This window comes from Aeromonas sp. S11(2024) (assembly GCF_041402345.1).
Classification (GTDB): Bacteria; Pseudomonadota; Gammaproteobacteria; order Enterobacterales; family Aeromonadaceae; genus Aeromonas; species Aeromonas veronii.
The window spans coordinates 165199-184890 of record NZ_JBGLRC010000001.1 but is presented as its reverse complement, the minus strand read 5'-3'; the positions used below and the strand labels follow the sequence as shown (position 1 = coordinate 184890).

General features: G+C 62.1%; 17 protein-coding genes. 14 read left to right on the top strand and 3 right to left on the bottom strand.

Translation table 11 applies throughout. From position 1 onward, the window contains the following. Nucleotides 1-281 precede the first annotated feature (281 nt). From nrfA to ACB040_RS00740, 9 genes are all read left to right on the top strand, one after another. Nucleotides 282-1718: an ammonia-forming nitrite reductase cytochrome c552 subunit gene (gene nrfA / locus ACB040_RS00780; RefSeq protein ID WP_371153805.1), complete on the top strand. Its 1437-nt coding sequence runs from the start codon at nt 282-284 to the stop codon at nt 1716-1718. 53 nt (nt 1719-1771) lie between these two features. After that, nucleotides 1772-2371, top strand: coding sequence for a cytochrome c nitrite reductase pentaheme subunit (gene nrfB / locus ACB040_RS00775; RefSeq protein ID WP_338774711.1), 600 nt, complete (start codon nt 1772-1774; stop codon nt 2369-2371). Next, on the top strand, nt 2368-3048 hold the full coding sequence (nrfC, locus tag ACB040_RS00770; RefSeq protein WP_236295566.1) for a cytochrome c nitrite reductase Fe-S protein: 681 nt from the start codon (nt 2368-2370) through the stop codon (nt 3046-3048). Before nrfB ends, nrfC begins: the two co-directional genes overlap by 4 nt. 87 nt (nt 3049-3135) lie before the next feature. After that, on the top strand, nt 3136-4089 hold the full coding sequence (gene nrfD / locus ACB040_RS00765) for a cytochrome c nitrite reductase subunit NrfD (protein ID WP_371153808.1): 954 nt from the start codon (nt 3136-3138) through the stop codon (nt 4087-4089). A gap of 162 nt (nt 4090-4251) precedes the next feature. Then, on the top strand, nt 4252-6219 hold the full coding sequence (nrfE, locus tag ACB040_RS00760) for a heme lyase NrfEFG subunit NrfE (RefSeq protein WP_371153810.1): 1968 nt from the start codon (nt 4252-4254) through the stop codon (nt 6217-6219). Then, on the top strand, nt 6216-6818 hold the full coding sequence (locus tag ACB040_RS00755) for a DsbE family thiol:disulfide interchange protein (protein WP_371153812.1): 603 nt from the start codon (nt 6216-6218) through the stop codon (nt 6816-6818). Before nrfE ends, ACB040_RS00755 begins: the two co-directional genes overlap by 4 nt. Next, nucleotides 6815-8020, top strand: a complete 1206-nt coding sequence (nrfF, locus tag ACB040_RS00750; RefSeq protein WP_371153814.1) for a heme lyase NrfEFG subunit NrfF — start codon at nt 6815-6817, stop codon at nt 8018-8020. Before ACB040_RS00755 ends, nrfF begins: the two co-directional genes overlap by 4 nt. A gap of 91 nt (nt 8021-8111) precedes the next feature. Next, nucleotides 8112-8741, top strand: a complete 630-nt coding sequence (locus ACB040_RS00745; protein ID WP_371153816.1) for a DUF2268 domain-containing putative Zn-dependent protease — start codon at nt 8112-8114, stop codon at nt 8739-8741. Between the two features lie 54 nt (nt 8742-8795). Next, nucleotides 8796-9248 (top strand): NUDIX pyrophosphatase, encoded by a 453-nt coding sequence (locus ACB040_RS00740; RefSeq protein ID WP_371153818.1) that lies wholly within the window; start codon nt 8796-8798, stop codon nt 9246-9248. A 98-nt stretch (nt 9249-9346) separates the two neighbouring features. On the opposite strand, the gene phnX is transcribed toward ACB040_RS00740, so the two are convergent. From phnX to phnW, 3 genes are read right to left on the bottom strand one after another with little or no spacing between them, the layout of a single operon-like run. Beyond that, nucleotides 9347-10186 carry a phosphonoacetaldehyde hydrolase gene (gene phnX / locus ACB040_RS00735; RefSeq protein WP_371153820.1) on the bottom strand — a complete coding sequence of 280 codons (840 nt, stop codon included), beginning with the start codon at nt 10184-10186 and terminating at the stop codon, nt 9347-9349. Then, nucleotides 10179-11618, bottom strand: coding sequence for an aspartate aminotransferase family protein (locus ACB040_RS00730; RefSeq protein WP_371153822.1), 1440 nt, complete (start codon nt 11616-11618; stop codon nt 10179-10181). Before ACB040_RS00730 ends, phnX begins: the two co-directional genes overlap by 8 nt. Then, nucleotides 11615-12757, bottom strand: coding sequence for a 2-aminoethylphosphonate--pyruvate transaminase (phnW, locus tag ACB040_RS00725; protein ID WP_371153824.1), 1143 nt, complete (start codon nt 12755-12757; stop codon nt 11615-11617). Before phnW ends, ACB040_RS00730 begins: the two co-directional genes overlap by 4 nt. Before the next feature lie 277 nt (nt 12758-13034). On the opposite strand from phnW, the gene phnR reads away from it, so the two are divergent. The 5 genes from phnR (at nt 13035) to ACB040_RS00700 (ending at nt 19407) form a co-directional block, all read left to right on the top strand. Beyond that, nucleotides 13035-13742: a phosphonate utilization transcriptional regulator PhnR gene (gene phnR, locus ACB040_RS00720; protein WP_257690345.1), complete on the top strand. Its 708-nt coding sequence runs from the start codon at nt 13035-13037 to the stop codon at nt 13740-13742. A 120-nt stretch (nt 13743-13862) separates the two neighbouring features. After that, nucleotides 13863-14882, top strand: coding sequence for a putative 2-aminoethylphosphonate ABC transporter substrate-binding protein (locus tag ACB040_RS00715; RefSeq protein ID WP_371153827.1), 1020 nt, complete (start codon nt 13863-13865; stop codon nt 14880-14882). Between the two features lie 272 nt (nt 14883-15154). After that, the gene (locus ACB040_RS00710) at nt 15155-16249 is read left to right on the top strand and encodes a putative 2-aminoethylphosphonate ABC transporter ATP-binding protein (protein ID WP_216950904.1); all 1095 of its coding nucleotides are present in this window, start codon (nt 15155-15157) and stop codon (nt 16247-16249) included. Then, on the top strand, nt 16246-17982 hold the full coding sequence (locus ACB040_RS00705) for a putative 2-aminoethylphosphonate ABC transporter permease subunit (RefSeq protein WP_371153829.1): 1737 nt from the start codon (nt 16246-16248) through the stop codon (nt 17980-17982). The genes ACB040_RS00710 and ACB040_RS00705 overlap by 4 nt, the downstream gene beginning before the upstream one ends. Before the next feature lie 18 nt (nt 17983-18000). Continuing rightward, complete coding sequence (locus ACB040_RS00700; RefSeq protein WP_371153831.1) at nt 18001-19407, top strand: FAD-dependent oxidoreductase; 1407 nt, start codon at nt 18001-18003, stop codon at nt 19405-19407. Nucleotides 19408-19692: the final 285 nt, after the last annotated feature.

Here is a 19692-nt window from a genome sequence, read left to right as displayed (position 1 = left end):
GAATGCTCGGCAGTTAACAAGAAGTTGAGTTTCCATAAAATTTAATCCAGATCTCATTTCAGCGATCAATCCTGTGCACCAATTGATCTGGCACAACTCTCCCTCCGATAAATCATCATTAAATTTACCTATTTGTTAGGGTAACCCTCGAGCAATCATATATTGCGCGGTTTTATTCACCCGCAAGCGAATGTCTGCCCACCCCGCCCGACGGGGGGAAGATCCACACCAAGATGGAACGGGTCAGACGAGACCAAAACATTTATCTGGGAGTGATAAACGTGGGTTCACAACACAGGCATATCAAACTGGGCCTCGCCACCCTGCTGCTGACTACCAGCCTTGGCACCAGCGGCTGGGCACTGGCTGATGACGCAACTACCAATGGCAAGATAGAGGCGCGCAGCGAGCTGTTCGCCAAGGATCACGCCGATCAGTTCACCAGTTGGCAAGCCACCAGCGAAAGCAAGGAACGCACCGATGCACTGGCGGAAGATCCCAACATGGTGGTGCTGTGGGGCGGTTACCCCTTCGCCAAGGATTACAACAAGCCGCGCGGTCACTTCTATGCGCTGACCGATGTGCGCGAAACCCTGCGTACCGGCGCCCCGAAAACAGCCGAAGATGGTCCGCTGCCCATGGCCTGCTGGAGCTGCAAAGGCCCGGACGTGGCCCGCGTCATCGACGAGAAGGGTGAGGATGGCTACTTCAAGGGGATGTGGGCAAAAGGTGGGCCGGAAGTAGTCAACACCATCGGCTGCGCCGACTGCCACGACACCGCCTCGAAGGAGTTCAAGGAGGGCAAACCGGCCCTGCACCTCTCCCGTCCCTATGCCGATCGGGCCATGACAGCCATCGGCAAGCCATTCAAGGATCAGGGGCGCTTTGATCAGCAGTCCCAGGTGTGCGGCCAGTGCCACGTGGAGTACTACTTCAGCGGCCCCACCAAGGCGGTCAAATTCCCCTGGGACAAGGGCACCACGGTTGAGCAGATGGAGGCCTATTACGATGAAATCGGCTTTGCCGACTGGACGCACGCCCTCTCCAAAACACCGATGCTGAAAGCCCAGCACCCCGAGTACGAAACCTGGCGCGCCGGCATTCACGGCCAGAACAACGTCGCCTGTGTCGATTGCCATATGCCCAAGGTGCAGAACGAGCAGGGCAAGGTCTACACCGATCACAAGGTGGGGAACCCCTTCGATCGTTTCGAGCAGACCTGCCGCAACTGCCACACCCAGAGCAAGGAGATGCTGCAAGGGATCGTCAAGCAGCGCAAAGAGGCGGTGATCGAGACCAAGCTGAAAGTCGAGAAACAGCTGGTTCACACCCACTTTGAAGCCAAGGCGGCCTGGGATGCCGGTGCCACCGAGGCCGAGATGAAGGATATCCTGCAAGACATCCGTCACGCCCAGTGGCGCTGGGACTATGCCATCGCCTCCCACGGGGTGCAGATGCACGCCCCTGAAGTGGCGCTCAAGGTGCTCGGCAGCGCGCTGGATAAAGCCGCTGACGCCCGCACCAAGCTGGCGCGCCTGTTGGCTGCAAAGGGAATAACCCACGAGATCGCCATTCCCGACATCTCCACCAAGGAGAAAGCGCAAGCGGCCCTTGGCATGGATATGAAGCAGTTCAACAGCGACAAGGCCCAGTTCCTCAAGACCACGGTCCCCGCCTGGGATGCCGAGGCCAAAGCGGCCGGACGGCTGGCACAGTAACGGCGCCTGCGGGCCCGGCGCCAAGTCGGGCCCGCAGCGGATGGAGGCTTCCTATGGGTGATTTAACGATGGATTTTTTACGACTGATGCTGATGGCAGCCATGCTGCTCACCAGCCTGCAGGGTCAGGCGGCCGAGCCGGCAGTAGCCCCTGTTCCAGCTACACATGAGGTGGAATTTTTACGCAATCCCGACAAGGCCTGCACCGACTGTCACAAGGAGCAGAGCGAAGGGATGCACGGCAAGCATGGTCAGGCGACCAATCCCAACAACCTCAAGCCGGTGACCTGCACCAACTGCCACGGCCAGCCCTCCCCCCAGCACCGGGAAGGGGTCAAGGATGTGATGCGCTTCAGCCACAGCCTGAAGGATAGAGAGAGCATCAAGCTTTATCCCATCAGCGAGCAGAATGGAATCTGCATGAGCTGCCACGAGCCCAAACCACTGCGCGAGGCGCTCTGGGCCCACGACGTGCACGCCACCAAGCTCACCTGCACCAGCTGCCACCAGTTGCATCCGGCCAAAGAGCCCATGGTGGGGATCCCGGAAAAATCCCGCATCAAGCTCTGCGTCGACTGCCACAGCAAGCAACATGAGGCCAGCAAGGCCCGGCAGGAGCAGTCCAAACCGGCTACCGGCAAGGAGGCATCATGAGCTGCTCTCGCCGTGACTTTATGGCGGGGATGAGCGCGGGGGCCCTTATCATGATGACGGGGCCGACTCGCTCCCTTGCTACCCCCCTTGCCCACAGCCAGACCATCGACGGGATACGCTATGGCATGCTCCACGATGAGACGGCCTGCATCGGCTGTACCGCCTGCATGGATGCCTGCCGGGAGGTGAATCAGGTGCCACAAGGGGTCTCGCGCCTCGAGATCATCCGCTCAGGCCCCATCGGTGAATTTCCCGATGCCGAGTACCGCTTCTTTCGCAAGTCCTGCCAGCACTGCGACAACGCTCCCTGTGTGCATGTCTGCCCGACCGGTGCCTCCCATATCCGCAAGGAGGATGGCATCGTCGACGTCAACCCGGATCTCTGCGTCGGTTGCATGTATTGCCTGGCCGCCTGCCCCTATCAGGTGCGCTTTATCAACCCGGTCACCCGAGTGGCGGACAAATGCGACTTTTGCCGCAAGACCAACCTGGCGGCGGGCAAGGAGCCAGCCTGCGTGGAGTCCTGCCCCACCAAGGCGCTGGTGTTCGGTAATCTGGATGATCCGGACAGCCCCATCGCCAAACGGCTGGTGAAAGAGACCACCTATCGCTACAAGCAGGCACTCGGCACCTCGCCCAAGATGTACCGCGTGCCCAAAGGGGAGATAACGTCATGACCATGCAAGCGGCATTTCACTTCCCTTCCCTTGTCTGGGGATTTGTCCGAACGCCATCTACCGCAGTCATAGAAGGAGGAATGGATCATGTTGCATGACGCATTTCACTTCCCTTCCCTTGTCTGGGACTGGCCCATCGCTATCTATCTCTTTCTGCTCGGCATCTCCGCCGGGGCCACCACCCTCTCGGTGCTGCTGCGCAGCAAGGGGGCAGGCAGCGAGAGCGGCATCATCAAGGCGACCGCCATTCTGGCGCCAGCGAGCGTGATATTGGGGCTGCTGATCCTTATCTTCCATCTGGCCCGCCCCTGGACCTTCTGGAAGCTGATGTTCCACTACCAGTTCGACTCAGTGATGTCGATGGGGGTCATGCTGTTTCAGCTCTATATGGCGGTGCTGTTCGCCTGGCTGGCGGTGGTGTTTCGCGCCGAGATCGAGACCCTGCGCCACCGGTTGCTGAAAGAGAAGTTCGCATTTGTGGATGGGCTGATTGGCTTGCTCGCCCGCATCGAACGGCTGCTGGCGCCGCTCTTGCTGCTGCTTGCCGTGCTCTTGGGGGCCTACACTGGCTTTCTGCTCTCGGCACTCAAGACCTATCCGCTCTTGAACAACCCGGTGCTGCCGGTGCTGTTCCTCATCTCCGGCGTCAGCTCCGGCATCGCTTCCACCATCTTGCTGGCGGTCACCCTGTTCAAGGAGAACCATCACAGCCAGGGGGTGAGCTTTGTCCACCGCTTCGAGCGGCCGGTGTTGGCGGTGGAGGTATTGCTGCTGGTCTGCTTCTTTACCGGCCTCTACTTCGGTGGCGGCCAGAAGGAGGCTGCCATGTGGGCAGCCATCGGCAGCGGCTTCTGGGCTCAGGTGTTCTGGCTCGGGGTAGTGTGCATCGGCATGCTGCTTCCCCAGTTGCTGACCCTGCTGGCCCCCACGCCCCTGCGGGCCAAAAACGGCTATCTGGTGCTGGTCTGCAGCCTGACCCTGGTGGGGATCCTGCTGCTGCGCTACTTCGTGCTCTATGCCGGCCAGATGACGGTAGTTTAAAGGTATGATCACCAGCGCCAGCCACCCTCGGGTGACTGGCGCTTGTTTGTTGCGATGAGTTGTTGCGATTGATTGTTGCCAGAAATGTGGATGTTATCCCCCAGCGCCGGTACGGTGCAGACGCTGCGGCATAACATAGACGAATGATTGACTGGAGGTTGTGTGCTGGCGGAGCTCGGCTATCTCTCACTGTTGCTGGCGGCGGCACTCTCCTTGCTCCAGGGCACCCTGCCCTGGCTGGGATTACGGCTCGCCTCCCCGACCCTGCTGCGCTGCGCCAAGCCGCTGGTGCTGATCAATGCCATCCTGCTGTTAGCCGCCCTACTGCTGCTCGCCAGCTGCTTTGCCCGGGATGATTTCACCGTCAGCTATGTGGCCCAGCACGCCAACAGCGCCCTGCCGCTGGGCTTCAAGCTGGCTGCGGTATGGGGCGGCCACGAGGGCTCCATGCTGTTCTTCGTGTTTGCGCTGGGGCTGTGGGGCGCTCTGGTGGCCCTTTGCTCCAAGCGGGTCGATCCGCTGATCACAGCTCGAGTACTGGCCATCATGGGGCTGATCGTCGGGCTGTTCGGTCTCTATACCCTGATCTTCTCCAGCCCGTTTGACCGCCAGTTCCCGGGACCGCTGGAGGGGCGCGATCTCAACCCCATGCTGCAGGATATCGGCCTTATCATCCACCCGCCCCTGCTCTATCTCGGTTACGTCGGCTTTGCGGTCAACTTCGCCTTCGCCATGGCGGCGCTGCACTCGGGCAGACTGGATGGCGCCGTGGCCCACTGGAGCCGCCCCTGGGCGCTCGGCTCCTGGGTGTTTCTCACCGCCGGCATCGTGCTGGGTTCCTGGTGGGCCTATTACGAGCTCGGCTGGGGTGGCTGGTGGTTCTGGGATCCGGTAGAAAACGCCTCCCTCTTGCCCTGGCTGCTCGGCACCGCTCTGCTGCACGCCCTGATTGTCTGCGAGAAGCGCGGCGCCTATGGTCACGCTGTGCTGTTGCTCTCCATCTTCACCTTCGCCTTGAGCCTGCTCGGCACCTTCGTGGTGCGCTCCGGAGTGCTCACCTCGGTACACGCCTTTGCGGTGGACCCCAGCCGCGGCCTCACCCTCTTGTTGTTGCTCGGTTTGCTATTGACCTGCGCCCTCACCCTGTTTGCCCTGCGCGCAGACATTCGCGCCCCCCATGCCCGCTTTGGCTTGCTGTCAAAGGAGGGGCTGCTCGGCGCCGCCATCCTGCTGCTCTGCGTGGCCTGCGCCAGCGTGCTGCTCGGCACCTTCTACCCCATGGTGTTCCAGTCGCTTCATCTGGGTTCGCTCTCGGTAGGCGCCCCCTATTTCAATACCATCTTCGTGCCGCTGGCCCTGCTGCTGATGGCGCTGATGACCCAGCTGCCGCGCCTGCGCTGGCAGCAGCTTGCGGCACATTCCCGACTAAACGCTCTGTTACCGCCGCTGTTTGGCCTGCTTGGCGGCGGGCTGCTTAGCCTTGCCTATCTGGAACAGGGATCGTTTTCCGGTAGCTGGATTGGCATCCTCGCCAATATGGTGAGCCTCTGGCTGATGGCCAGTCTGTTGCTCCCGCTCTTGCAACCGACGTCGCTGCGCGAGCTCACCCTCAATCGGCTCGGCAGCTTGCTGGCCCACCTCGGGGTGGCGGTGTGCGCCCTTGGCATCGCGCAGGTGAGTCACCACAGTCAGGAGGGGGGCACTGTGCTAAGTGCCAACCAACCCTACCAGCTCGGCGCCTTCGAGTTTCGCTATGAGGGGCGCGAGCCGGTGATCGGCCCCAACTATACCGCCGAGCGGATCACGCTTAGCGTGCACAAGAGCGGTAAAGAGGTGGCGCGGCTGACGCCTGAGCGGCGCCACTACAGCGTGCGCACCATGAACATGAATGAACCCGGCATCGCATGGGGACTGTTTGGCGATCTCTACGTGGTGCTGGGTGAGAAGATGGGACCAGATGCCTATGCCATGCGGCTGCACTACAAGCCGCTAGTGCGCTGGATCTGGCTCGGCGGCCTGTTGATGATGGCGGGCGGCACCCTGCGCCTGCTCGCCCATCGCCCCTTGCTTGCCTCCCGCCCCGTTGTGGTTAGCGCCTCCCATCCCCGGCTCGAACAGGAGGCGTTATGAGATCCCGCCTGCGCCTCTTTCTTCCACTGCTGCTGACCCTGAGCCTCGGCATCCTGCTCTGGCTCGGCCTTGGCAACAATCCCTACAGCCAGGATGAGGCAACGCTCGGACGTACCCTGCCTGCGTGGCAGAGCGACAATCTGCTGGACGGACGTCCGATCCAGACCGCCAGCCTCAAGGGGGAGCCCTTTGTCCTTAACGTCTGGGCCAGCTGGTGCGCCAACTGCCGCGCTGAACATCCGTTGCTCAGCGAGCTCGCGGGCACAGTGCCCCTCTACGGCCTCAACTACCGGGACAAGGGGGATGCGGCCCGCGCCTGGCTTATCCAGGCGGGCAACCCCTATCGCGCTGTGCTGGCCGACCCTGACGGCAAACTGGCCCTTGAGCTCGGCGTCTACGGCACGCCGGAAACCTATCTGTTTGATGCCGATGGTGCCCTGCTCGCCCGCCATACCGGCGAGCTTACCAACGAGATCTGGCAACGTCAGTTTGCCCCCCTGCTCGACCAGGCGCGAGCGGATGCGCAGCTCAATGCCGCCACAACGACACCCGCAATTGCGCCGTCTATTGCAACATCAGCTCGGGAGACACAGCCATGATGTGCCGTTCTCTTGCCTGCACCCTGCTGGCCCTCGGCATGCTGCTGAGTGCCACTGCATATTCCAGCGGGGTCGATACCTATCAATTTCGCCATCCCAAGCTGCAAAATCGGGCGCAAGAGCTGGCCCGCGCCCTGCGCTGCCCCCAGTGCCAGAACCAGAATCTGGTGGAGTCCAACTCCCCCATCGCCCGGGATCTGCGGCTAGAGGTCTACCGCTGGGTGGACGAGGGGCAGAGCGATGAGCAGGTGATCGCCCGCATGACGGAGCGCTTCGGCGATTTCGTGCGCTACGATCCCCCCTTCAAGAGCAGCACGGCGCTGCTGTGGGGCGGTCCCCTGCTGCTGTTGGGGCTGGCGCTGTTGACCCTGTTTCGCCGCCTGACGCGCACAAAGGCGCAACCCATCCCTGTCGTTAAGGCCATCGTTGAGGCCCCCCCTCAACCCGCCGCCGATCCGCGCAGCGAACTGAATCTGTTGATCATGCGTGGAGAACAGGTGGGCCTCTCTTCAGACCAACCACTCTACAGGGAGCTGAGCGCCGCCCGCCTGGCCAACGCCATCCCGGCGGCTGAGCTGGCCCTGCGCGCGCAACTGGCCAGCCAGCGTGACAATCGCGGCCGCAATAACCAGCACGGGCGGGCCTTGTTGCTGCTTGGCATCATGGCCATCGCGGCCGTTGCCGCTGTGTATTTCAGCAGCGGCCGCTATCAGGCATGGCAGGATTATGCATCCCGTCCCGATCCGCTGGCGGGGTTGAGCCCGCGGGATCTGCAGGACAAGGAGCTGGGGAGTCTGCATCAGAAGCTTCAGCGCAGCCCCGCCGATCTCGACAGCTGGGCGGCGCTCGGCCAGCTCTATCTCTATCGGGGTGAATATGACAACGCCCTGCTCGCCTACCAACGTCTCGCTCTGCTGGAGGGAGGCGCCAGCGCGGCGACCCAGGCCGCGCAGGCCACCGTGCTCTACTATCAGGCGGGCCAGCAGCTGACTTCCGAGGCAACACGCCTGCTGGAGAGCGCCCTCAAGCAGGACGCGGGGGAAGTGAGCGCCCTGATGCTGCTGGCCTCCGATCACTTCCTGCATGGTCGCTACAGTCAGGCCATTGCGCTGTGGCAGCAACTGCTCGATGGCGAGCGCCCTCGCATCAACCGGGCTGCGCTGATTGAGGCGATCCAGACGGCAAGCATAATGGGCGGGTAACCCCTTGATTGAAAGAGGGTAATCGTGGTGATATGGCGCCGCGACCACGTAAGTGGCTCAGCACTCTCTTTCAATAGACAAGGATGTCTGGATGCAACTCACCCTGTTAAACGACTCGGGTAAATTCGATGGGCTCGATGACACCATTAGGCACGTTTTTGCCGAGACGGCGCCCAAATTGAATGCCTTGTTCGATCTCTCCCAACTGGATGTCACCTTCAGCCCTTTTGCCGAGGGGGATGCTCCCGATTCGGGTATCGGTGGCTGGGCCATCAACATGTATCGAATAGAACTCCAGCTTGATCTGGAACGGCCCGACATCAAAGAGGTGATCATCACCGAATTGCCTGCCGTGCTGGCCCACGAAGTCCACCATATCGTGCAAAAGAAGAACAAGGTGGAAGCAGAAACACTGGCCGAAAACCTGATTTTTGAAGGGCTGGCCTGCTACTTTGAGCAGAGGTTCAATGGTGGCACACTCCCCTCGCTGTTCAAGGAGTCTCATCACCATGACTGGCAATCGCTCCTGGCAGAGATGACGCCCCATCTATCCAGCAAGCAGTTCAACTATTTAGACTTTTTCTACTGCCGTGATAACCGGCCATTTCCCAAATATGCCGGTTACTGGGTGGGGTTCAATCTGGTGGCCAACTATCTGGCCAAAAATGGACTGAATGAAATAGAGGTCATGGGCCTGCCCGCCGAGGCGTATTTCAATTAACACGCCTTCACACTGTTCGTGGCGATTACAGAGCCCAAATCCGGAGAGAAGATCATGATCCCCATTCGCTGCAAGGCCGTCTCTGGCGTTGCCCTTACCACTGTCGATGGCGAAACAAAATTGCTGGTGATGAAACGGGTCAAGGGGGGCTTCTGGTGTCATGTGGCGGGCACGGTGGAGGCGGGTGAAACCGGCTGGCAGACCATTATTCGGGAGTTTGGCGAAGAGACGGGGATCAGGGTCTCCGAGCTCTACAACGGCCAGTATCTGGAGCAGTTCTACGAGGCGAGCCTGAATACGATAGAGGTGGTGCCGGTCTTTGTGGTCTATTGCCCGCCCAATCAGGCGGTGACCCTCAACGATGAGCACACAGACTATCGCTGGTGTTCCCTGACCGAGGCCAAGGCGCTGGTGAGTTTCCCCGGCCAGAAGGCGCTCTACGACCATATCTGGCACCACTTTGTCGACAACGCCCCCTCTCCCCTGATGCGGGTCGATATCCGCTGACTGCGCACAACTTCCCCCTGTAAATGCAACACGCCCCCGGATGGGGGCGTGTTGCATCTAAAGCCAGCCAAGCGCTTTTGTTAGCCCAAGCAGATGGCCTACGGCCGCTCGCCAGCGGCCAGACGGCGGTTGATATCGGCGATAACCGGGGCGATGTCGGCCAGGGTATCAATCACGTAGTGTGTCCCCGCCGCCCGCAGTTTGGCCTCGGCCGGTGCGCGCCGGGCGGCGATCTCCGCCTCGCTCATGGCGGCAAACTCTTCCCAAGTGGCACCAAATTCGTTGCCGGAAACCGACAATCCCACCGTCCACATGCCCGCGTTAAACCCTTCGCTAATACCCGGCACGGCGTCATCCACCTTGATGCAGCGATGCACCGCGCTCACTCCGAGCTCAATCACGTTGGCCAGCGCCATCCAGGGGCCGGGGCGACCACCGGCTTTGAGGTCATCGGTGGCGACCCAGTGATCCGGGCGATAGCCGTGATCGGCCGCCGCTGGCACCAACGCCTCCATCACAGGACGGGGATAACCGGAGCAGGAGCCGATTTTCATCCCCTGCACCCGCAGAGCGTCCAGCACCGGCAGCACACCGGGGATGGGGGCGGCAAAGCGGGTCACGGCGGCAATCTGCAGCGGCATAAAGGTGTGATAAATGTGGTCCACCTCGGCGTGGCTCATGGGGTGGCCGAAGCGGGCCTGCCAGCGCGCATCCACCGAAGGCAGACGGCCCAGCGCGGCGATATGATCCCACTTGCCAAGGCCCATGGGCTGGCGTGCTTCGTCCAGGGTCACGGGAAAGTCATAGGCGCGGGCGAAGGCCTCGACGAAGATGGAGGTGGGGGCGAAGGAGCCAAAATCGACGACAGTACCGGCCCAGTCGAGGATCAGCGCCTCTACGTCGGTGATCGGGTCTACAGCAATCTGCAAGTCAGTCATGGTGGTGTTCCTGTTTCGGTGAAAGTGCGATCTCGCCGAGGGCGCGATCGAGAATGGTGATGGCGCGCACCAGATCGGCGCGGGCGATGTTGAGCGGTGGCGAGAGCTGGATGACGTTGCCCTGGGAGACCTTGAAGCTGAGCCCCAGTTCCAGACAGCGGTAGAGCAGGCGCTCGGCGGCCTGGCTGTTGCGGGTGCGACTCTGGTGATCGACCACCAGATCGAGCGCCCAAAGCATACCGATACCGCGCACCTGCCCGATCAGCGTATGACGTTCGGCCAACTTGCCGAGCTCGGCCGCCATAAAACGGCCATCCTCCTGCGCTTTTGCCAGCAATCCAGCTTCGCGGATTGTCTCTATAGTGGCGAGGGCCGCCGCGCAGCCGATAGGGCTCTTCTCGTGGGTGTAGTGACCGAGCGAAATAGCTGCTGCCTGATTGAAACGGTCGCGGGTAATGAGCGCGGCAAACGGCACCACCCCGCCCCCCAGCCCCTTGCCCAGACAGATGATGTCGGGCTCGATGCCGAACTCTTCAAAGCTGAACCAGTGGCCGGCGCGCCCCAGGGCATTGGGGATCTCGTCGACGATCAACAACACCTTGTGGCGATCGCAGATCTCCCGCACCCGCTGCCAGTAGGCCTTCGAGGGCACCTGCACATCGGTGTTGCGGATAGGTTCGGCGATAAAGGCGCCGATCCCTCCCTCCTTCTCGATGACGTACTCCAGATAATCGGCGTAGTGCAGGTCATCCCCCTCCCCGCGGTACCAGACACCGCGATAACGGGTGGGCGGCGGGATGCGCTCCACTCCGACCATCAGTGGGCCCATACCGGCGCGAAAACAGGCCTCGCCGCCGACCGAGATGGCATCGAGGGAGGCGCCGTGAAAGGCATCCCACAGGGACACCACCTTGCTGTTGCCGGTGATGAAACGGGCGAGCTTCAGGGCAATCCCCACCACCTCGCTGCCGCCGGGGGCGAACAGTACCCGGTTAAGATCGCCGGGGGCCAGCTCGGCCAGGGTGCGGGCGCAGTCGATGGCAACCTGATGGGTGTAGCGGCGGGGCGCGAACGGCAGATCGGCGAGTTGCTGCTGCACCGCAGCCACCACCCTGGGGTGACCGTGGCCCAGCTGATGGACGCTGTTGCCGTGAAAATCGAGGTAACGCTTGCCCGATATGCTGGTCAACCAGCTCCCCTGCGCCCCCTCGATCAAATCCAGACAGGGGGTGGAGAGTGCCTGATGGAGGAAGTAGCGGCTATCCTCCGCCAATCCGGCCCGTACATCTTCGCTCTGGCCCGCCCACCAGCGCGCCCGCCCCTCGCCGAGGTTGATATCCCCTTCGCTGTCGGCGCGGCCGCTGCCGTGTAGCTTATAGTCATGCAAATCGCGGCCACGCAGATCGCAACCCTGAGGCGCCATGCTGGTCATCGCGCGTCCCCTTGCCAGTAGCAGGCGCTGGCCATGGCGGCGAGCAGATCGCGCACCCGCTCAGGGGTCACGTCGCCGATATTGCCAATCCGGAAGCAGTCTGCTTGGGAGACCTTGCCCGGATAGATGACAAAGCCCTGCGCCTTGAGCCGCTGGTAGAAGTCGGCGAAGCGGTAGTCCGGGTGGGTCGGAGAGTAGAAGGCGGTGATGATGGGAGATTGCCACTGCTCGGGCAGCAGCGGCGCAAAGCCGAGGGCAGCCATCCCCGCCACCAGGGTGCGCTGGTTCTCGCTGTAGCGCTGATGGCGGGCTTCAATGCCCCCCTCTTCGTCCAGCTCGCGCAGGGCCTGGGCAAAGGCGAGCACGGTATGGGTGGGCGAGGTAAAACGCCACTTGCCCCCCTGCTGCTCCATGGTCTGCCACTGGGCATGCAGGTCAAGGGAGACCGAGCGAGCACGACCGGCGCAGGCCGCCAGCGCGGCGCGGCGAGCGATGACAAAGCCAAAGCCCGGCACCCCCTGAATGCACTTGTTGGCCGAGCTAATGAGAAACTCGATGCCAAGGCGCCCCATGTCGATGGGAATACCGCCAAAGCTGCTCATAGCATCGACGATCAGGCGGATGCCACGACGCTGGCAGAGCTCAGCTACCTCATCGAGCGGATTGAGCATGCCGGTAGTGGTCTCGCAGTGCACCATGGCCAGATGGGTGATCTCGGGGTGGCGCGCCAGCATCGCCTCGATGGCGGCGGGCTCCGGGCGGGTGGTCTCGCCGCAGTCCAGCTCGTGGTGGCGCAGGCCAAGGCAGCGGGCCATCTCCCCCATGCGGGCACCGTAGGCGCCGTTGTTGATGATCAGCAGACACTCATCGACGCCGATCGCCGAGCCCAGCACGCTCTCCACCACATAGCTGCCACTCCCCTGCAGCAGCACGGCGCTGTAGTCACTTTGATATTCCGGGCCGGTGGCGAGGCGCACCAGCTCGCGGCGGATGGGCTCCACCACGCCCAGGTTGTAGTCCGCATCCCAGGTGCAGCTGTCTTGCAGCATGGCGGCACGCACAGTCGCGGTGGTCGAGAGGGGGCCCGGGGTCAGCAGCAGGTAATCGACGGCGGCGGGGGCCGCAGGAATATGGGTCATGACTTCGCTCCTTTTGGTATATACCAGAATGAGCGCATTGTGGGTAACTGCCCCGCCAAGGTCAAAGGGGTGGGGCTACGTGCAACAAAAAATTCATTTTCAGCGCCGGGATCGCGATAATCTAGGAAGCCTGAACAGCAGGGGCGCTGCTGGTATCTACCAACGCATGTTGATGTTGCCGTGTAACGACCGGGCAGATGACCTGCCCTGTGCCCAGCCCATTGCCCAACTCATTGCACAACTTATTGCACAACTTATTGCAAAACCAGGGATTTTCATGAGCAAACCGCAATATCTGCAGATCAAGGATGCCCTCGCCAACCAGATCCTGGCAGGGGGTCTGGCCCCCAACGACAAGCTCCCCTCCGAGCGGCTGCTGGGGGAACTCTATGGCACCACCCGGGTTACCATTCGCGAGGCACTGGTTCAGCTAGAGGCCAACGGCCTTATCTATCGGGAGGATCGCCGCGGCTGGTTCGTCACCCCGCCACGTTTTCGCTTGAACCCCAGACGCACCTCCAACTTTCACCAGATAGTGCGGGAGCAAGGGGGTGAGCCGCGCACCGAGCTGCTGGATAAAAGCCGTCAGGCGGTACCGCCCGCGTTGATGGCGCAGCTGCAGCTCAAGCCGTTTGACAGCCTGTTTCTGCTAAAACGTCTGCGCTACGCCAACGGGCGCGCCATCTGCTACTGCGAGAACCACTGCCTGCCAGAGCGGGTGCCCGGCCTGCTGGCACTGGATCTCAACGGCAGTCTGACCGAGATCTACCAGGCCCATTACGATCTCCACTACGCCCGCATGCAGGTGCGCTTCTTCCCCACCGCCCTGCCGGACGAAGTGGCCAAGGCGCTGGGGGCCACCGCCGGTCTGCCCGCCCTGCGCCTCGAGCGGCTCAACTTCGATCAGCACGGACGGGTGCTCGACTTCGATCTGGAGTACTGGCGCCACGACAGCCTGGAGATCGAAGTGGATACCCAGGATTAGTCACGGATAAATCAGGAACGGCAAAACGTCACGGGGCTGTCACGGTCACGTCATAAAGATCCCCTAGCCTCTCTCTCGACCAATCTGGTTTATACCAAACCAATTTAACTGGAGAAGAGGATGAAACAGGGAACCCATCTGCTGGCCGCCGCCGTGCTGGCTGCCATGACCGCCCCGGCACTGGCCGCGACCGATCTCACCGTCTACACCGCCTTCGAACCGGAGCAGCTCAACGAGCTGAAAACCGCGTTCGAACGCCAGCATCCGGATATCAACATCAAGTGGGTGCGTGACTCCACCGGCGTGGTCACCGCCCGCTTGCTGGCAGAAAAAGCGCAGCCCAAGGCGGATGTGGTGTGGGGACTGGCCGCCACCAGCCTGATGCAGCTCGATCAGCAGCAGATGCTCAATGCCTATGCACCGAAAGGACTGGAGAAGCTCGACAGCCGCTTTCGCGACAGCAAGGCCGAGCCGCACTGGATCGGTCTGGACGCCTTCTTCAGCGCCATCTGCTTCAATAAGGTAGAGGCGGAGAAACAGGGGATCCCGGCCCCCACCAGCTGGGCCGACCTCACCAAGCCCATCTACAAGGGCAAGGTGATCATGCCCAACCCCAGCTCCTCCGGCACCGGTTACCTGAGCGTTGCTGGCTGGCTGCAGACCATGGGCGAGCAGCAGGGCTGGCAATTCATGAACGGCCTGCACCAGAACATCGACCGTTACACCCACTCGGGCTCCGCCCCCTGCAAGCTGGCCGCCAGCGGTGAAACGGTGATCGGTATCTCCTTCGACTTCCCGGCTACCAGCCTCAAAGCCAAGGGTGCCCCCATCGAGGTGGTGTTCCCGAAAGAGGGGTCGGGCTGGGATATGGAAGCAGCCGCCATCATCAAGGGCACCCCCAAGCTGGAAGCCGCCAAACAGCTGCTCGACTTTGCCGCCACCGAACAGGCCAACGCCCTCTACAACAAGTCGTTTGCCGTGGTCGCCATCCCCGATGTAGCCCAACCGAGAGCGGGCTATCCGGCGGATATCAAAGGCCAGATGATCGACAACGACTTTACCTGGGCAGCCCGCGAGCGTAACGCCATCCTGGCCCAGTGGAGCGCCAGCTTCGACGGCAAGACCGAAGCCAAGCAGTAAGCGTGAAGGTCGGCGGTTTGTTCACGCCAGACACACCGCTGCCAATAAACTGCCAGTCGAAGGCCAACAGCTGTTGGCCTTCGCTTTTTGGTTTTAACTTCCCGAGTTTGCATTGCCTTCAATTAGCGATGCTTAGTCCATTCGCACAGTGCCCAGCCACTTGCTGGCGACCCGATCTCATTTGACTGTCATCAAGCTGTCATCCCCCGATCACCTGACCGTCACACTTCACCTGCAAACTGGTATATACCAAATCAGTAGCGAGTCGAACCATGACCCAGCCCTATCTGGACATTCAACATCTCAACAAGCAGTTCGGTGCTTTTCAGGCCCTCAAGGGGATCTCTCTGACCATTGAGCCGGGGGAGTTTATCTGCTTTCTCGGCCCCTCCGGCTGCGGCAAAACCACCCTGCTCAGAGCGATCGCCGGGCTGGATCTGCCAGACAGCGGCGAGATCTGGCAAGGAGGGCGCAATATCTCCCGCCTGCCGCCCCAGGAGCGCGACTTTGGCATCGTGTTTCAGTCCTATGCCCTCTTCCCCAACTTGACGGTGGCCCAGAACATCGCCTTCGGCCTTGAGAATCAGGGGCTGGCGCGGGATCTCATCAAGGAGCGGGTGGACCACTGGCTGGGGCTGGTGGATCTCACTGCCCAGTCCCACAAATACCCGAGCCAGATCTCAGGCGGCCAGCAGCAGCGGGTGGCGCTGGCCCGGGCCTTGGCCCTCTCCCCCGGCCTGCTGTTGCTGGACGAACCGCTCAGCGCGCTGGATGCACTGGTGCGCACCCATCTTCGCAGCGAGATCCGCGCCCTGCAGCAGCGCCTTGGCATCACCACCATCATGGTGACCCACGATCAGGAAGAGGCGCTGACCATGGCCGACCGCATCGTGGTGATGGAGGGCGGCCGCATCGTGCAGGTGGGCACCCCGCAGGAGATCTACCACCAGCCTGCCAGCCGCTTCGTGGCAAGCTTCGTCGGCACCATGAACTTCCTCGAGACCCTGGTGCTGAGCCCCAATCAGGTGCGCCTCAACGAACAACCGCTGCAACTCGCCAATCAGGCCGCAGCTGGCAGCAAATTGCAGGTGGCGATCCGCCCCGAGGCAATCACCCTGAGTGCGCCGAGCGAGCCGTATCTTGGCCAACATGGTGTTGAAGCAACCATCGATCAGGTGGAGTTTCTCGGCGCCGCCCAGCGTCTTATCTGCACCGCCGACACCTATCTGGGCCCGCAGCAGATCCTGGTGGAGCGCCCGACCCACGAGCTGCCCCGCCACGAACAAGGTGGCTGGCGCAGCGGCATGCGCTGCTCGCTGCACTGGCCCGCCGGAGCGATGCAGCTGTTTGAAGGAGATCGCCCATGACAGCCCCCCTTGCGACCTCCTCCCTGCGGCCACCAGTGACAGCCCACCAAGTCTCTCGCTGGCAGCGGCTCTGTCGCGGCTGGAGCCGGGATCAGCTGCTGCAACTGATCCTGCTGGTGCTCGGCATTGCCCTGCTGGTGGGGGGCCTCTTGCTGCCGCTGCTCACCATGCTGCAAAAGAGTCTGCAGGATGAGAACGGCCTCTGGGTGGGCCTTGCCAACTTCAGCGCCTATTTCGACTCCCCTCATCTGGGGCGCACCATCGGCAACACCCTCTGGATCGGGGTGCTGATCACCGCGCTGGTGGTGACCATCGCCTTTGGTTACGCCTATGCCCTCACCCGCACCTGCATGCCGGGCAAGCCCCTGTTTCGCCTCATCGGTTTGATCCCGCTGTTGATGCCCTCCCTGTTGCCCGCCATCAGTCTGGTCTACTGGTTTGGCAATCAGGGGATCGCCAAGGGGCTCCTCGGCGGCGAGAGCATCTACGGCCCCATCGGCATCGTCATCGGTCTTGGCTTCTGGTGCTTCCCTCACGCCCTGATGATCCTTATCACGGCGCTCGGTCAGAGCGATGCCCGCCTCTATGAAGCCTCCCGGGTGCTCGGCAGCAGCGGCTGGCGCACCTTTGTCACCGTCACCCTGCCTACCGCCCGTTATGGCCTGCTCAGCGCCGCCATCGCGGTCTTCACCCTTACCATCTGCGACTTCGGGGTAGCCAAGGTGATTGGCGGCCAATACAGCGTGCTGGCTACCGACATCTACCGGCAGGTGATCGGGATGCAGAACTTCTCGCTGGGCGCCGTTGCCAGCGTCACCCTGCTGCTGCCGGCGCTGTTGAGCTTTGCCCTGGAGCACAGAGTACGCAGCAAGATGCAGGAGCAGAGCAGCACCAAGGCGGTGCCCTATCAACCTAAACCCCATCGGCTGCGGGATCTGCTGGCGCTCGGCTGGTGCACGCTCTGGGCCCTGCTGTTTCTGGCACTGGTGGGGATGGCCGTTTACGGCTCCCTGGTGCAGTTCTGGCCCTACAACCTCGGGCTGACGCTGGATCACTACGCCTTTGACAGCAACAGCGTCTACGGCTGGCAGCCCTTTACCAACACCTTGCAGCTGGGCCTCTATACCGCGCTTATCGGCACCGTGCTGGTGATGGTGCTGGCCTGGGCGCAGGAGAAGGGGCGCTACTTTGCGCCGCTGCGCCAGCTGCTGCATCTGCTCGCCATGCTGTCGCTGGCGGTACCCGGCATGGTGCTGGGGCTCGGTTACATCTTCTTTTTCAACGGCAATCCGCTCTTTGGCAGCCTCTATGGCACCCTGCCGCTGATGGTGCTCTCCTGCGTCATCCACTACTACACGGTGGGCCATATGACGGCGCTGACCAGCCTGAAACAACTGCCCAAGGAGCTGGAGCTGGTAGCCATCTCATTGCGCATTCCGCTCTGGAAGGCGTTCTGGCGAGTCACCCTGCCCGCCTCCCTGCCAGCGCTCTTGGAAATCTTTATCTATCTGTTCGTCAACGCCATGACCACCACCTCGGCGGTGATCTTCCTCTATTCGAGCGACAGCGTGCTCGCCTCCATCGCCGTGCTCAATATGGAGGATTCCGGCGATACCGCCGCGGCCGCCGCCATGGCCACCCTGATCTTGCTGGCCGCCGCCACCGTCAAGCTGCTCCAGCTCTTTTTAAGTCGCGCCCTGCTGGATCGCACCCAGCGCTGGCGCCACCAATAACCTTATCGAGGAGTCATCATGTCCACTCTCCCCTTCTGGCTAGCCGAAGCGCTCGCGGCCGAACAGCCCGCGCCGCCCACGCCCCTAGTCGGCCACCACGAGGCCGATGTCTGCATCGTCGGTGGCGGCTTTACCGGGCTGTGGAGCGCCATCGCCCTTAAACAGGCCGAACCTGCCTTACGTATCCTGGTGCTGGAAAAAGATCGCTGCGGCAGCGGCGCCTCCGGGCGCAACGGCGGCTGCCTGCTCACCTGGTCGGCCAAATACCTGACGTTAAAGCGCCTCTTTGGCGAAGAGCAGGCCGCCTGGCTGGTACAAAGATCCGAGCAGGCGGTACACGAGATCGCCCACTTCTGCGAACAGCACAGCATAGAAGCGGAGCTGAGGGTCGAGGGCACCTGCTACACCGCCACCAGCGAGGCCCAGCGCGGCCTGATGGAGCCGGTATTGCAGGAACTCAAACGCGCAGACCTTAACCAGTGGCAAGTGATTGAAGAGGATAAACTGGCGAGCCAGAGCGGCTCCCACGTTCATCTGGAGGGGCTCTACAGCCCCCACGCGGGCTCGGTGCAACCGGCACTGCTGGTGCGCGGCCTGCTGCGGGTGGCGCGGGAACTGGGGATCGAGGTCTATGAGCACTCCCCCATGCAGCGCCTTGAGGCGGGCCAGCCAGCGCGGGTGCAAACACCGCAAGGTGAGGTACGAGCCCGCAAGGTGGTACTGGCCCTCAACAGCGCCATGGTGCAGCACTTTCGCGAGTTTCGCCGCAGCATAGTGCTGGTCTCCTCCGATATGGTGATCACCGACCCCGCGCCGGATGCACTGGCCGCCCAGCAGCTTGAGCACGGCCGCTCCGTGGTGGATGGCCGCACCTTTGTGCATTACTACCGCTCCACCCCGCAAGGGCGGCTGATGCTAGGCAAGGGGGGCAACACCTTCGCCTTTGCCAACCGCCATCTGGCCGAGTTCGATGCCCCCAGCCGTTATCTTGCCCCCCTTACCCGCACCCTGCGCCGCTTCTTTCCGGCGCTCAAAGAGGTGCCCATCGCCGCCAGCTGGTGCGGCGCCTCCGACCGCTCGGTAGATGGCCTCCCCTTCTTCGGGCACTGGCGAGGGCAGCCCAATATCGTCTATGGCCTCGGCTACTCCGGCAACGGGGTGGCGCAGAGCTGGATCGGCGGACAGATCCTGGCGGCCCTGGTGAGAGACGAGATGCGAGAGGAGGACAAGCCGTGGCGCGAATGCGCCCTGGTCAGCGGCCCGCGTGGCTATTTTCCGCCCGAGCCATTTCGCTGGCTGGGGGCCATGGCGGTGCGCAACGCCATCAGGCGCAAAGAGCGGGCGGAAGATGAGAACCGCCCGGTGGCCTGGTATGACAAACAGCTTGCCAAACTTGCCGATGCAGCGGGCAAGGCGGATAAATAGCCCGGTCATAGAGGGCAACCATTTCTCATACTGTTTCGCCCCACACCCTATTTCTTGAAAATGCCGACCCGAGGGTCGGCATTTTTACAGGTGAAATCTGAGGGAGCATTATCGCCAAGCGTGATCCGCTGATGGTCCCAGCGGCGGCAGGATTGAGATAACGTGATTTGTAGGTTGGCGCAGAGCATAGCGAAGCCCAACAGGCGAGCATGATTACGCCAACCAGGGCGGAATAAACAAGGATGTGGCTAAGCCATAAGACTGATTGACAAGCATATTTCACGG

Coding starts and splice junctions, on each gene's coding strand:
- nrfB (WP_338774711.1), top strand. CDS start 1,772: ATGGGTGATTTAACGATGGATTTTTTACGACTGATGCTGATGGCAGCC.
- nrfC (WP_236295566.1), top strand. CDS start 2,368: ATGAGCTGCTCTCGCCGTGACTTTATGGCGGGGATGAGCGCGGGGGCC.
- nrfD (WP_371153808.1), top strand. CDS start 3,136: ATGTTGCATGACGCATTTCACTTCCCTTCCCTTGTCTGGGACTGGCCC.
- ACB040_RS00755 (WP_371153812.1), top strand. CDS start 6,216: ATGAGATCCCGCCTGCGCCTCTTTCTTCCACTGCTGCTGACCCTGAGC.
- nrfF (WP_371153814.1), top strand. CDS start 6,815: ATGATGTGCCGTTCTCTTGCCTGCACCCTGCTGGCCCTCGGCATGCTG.
- ACB040_RS00745 (WP_371153816.1), top strand. CDS start 8,112: ATGCAACTCACCCTGTTAAACGACTCGGGTAAATTCGATGGGCTCGAT.
- ACB040_RS00740 (WP_371153818.1), top strand. CDS start 8,796: ATGATCCCCATTCGCTGCAAGGCCGTCTCTGGCGTTGCCCTTACCACT.
- phnX (WP_371153820.1), bottom strand. CDS start 10,186: ATGACTGACTTGCAGATTGCTGTAGACCCGATCACCGACGTAGAGGCG.
- ACB040_RS00730 (WP_371153822.1), bottom strand. CDS start 11,618: ATGACCAGCATGGCGCCTCAGGGTTGCGATCTGCGTGGCCGCGATTTG.
- phnW (WP_371153824.1), bottom strand. CDS start 12,757: ATGACCCATATTCCTGCGGCCCCCGCCGCCGTCGATTACCTGCTGCTG.
- phnR (WP_257690345.1), top strand. CDS start 13,035: ATGAGCAAACCGCAATATCTGCAGATCAAGGATGCCCTCGCCAACCAG.
- ACB040_RS00715 (WP_371153827.1), top strand. CDS start 13,863: ATGAAACAGGGAACCCATCTGCTGGCCGCCGCCGTGCTGGCTGCCATG.
- ACB040_RS00710 (WP_216950904.1), top strand. CDS start 15,155: ATGACCCAGCCCTATCTGGACATTCAACATCTCAACAAGCAGTTCGGT.
- ACB040_RS00705 (WP_371153829.1), top strand. CDS start 16,246: ATGACAGCCCCCCTTGCGACCTCCTCCCTGCGGCCACCAGTGACAGCC.
- ACB040_RS00700 (WP_371153831.1), top strand. CDS start 18,001: ATGTCCACTCTCCCCTTCTGGCTAGCCGAAGCGCTCGCGGCCGAACAG.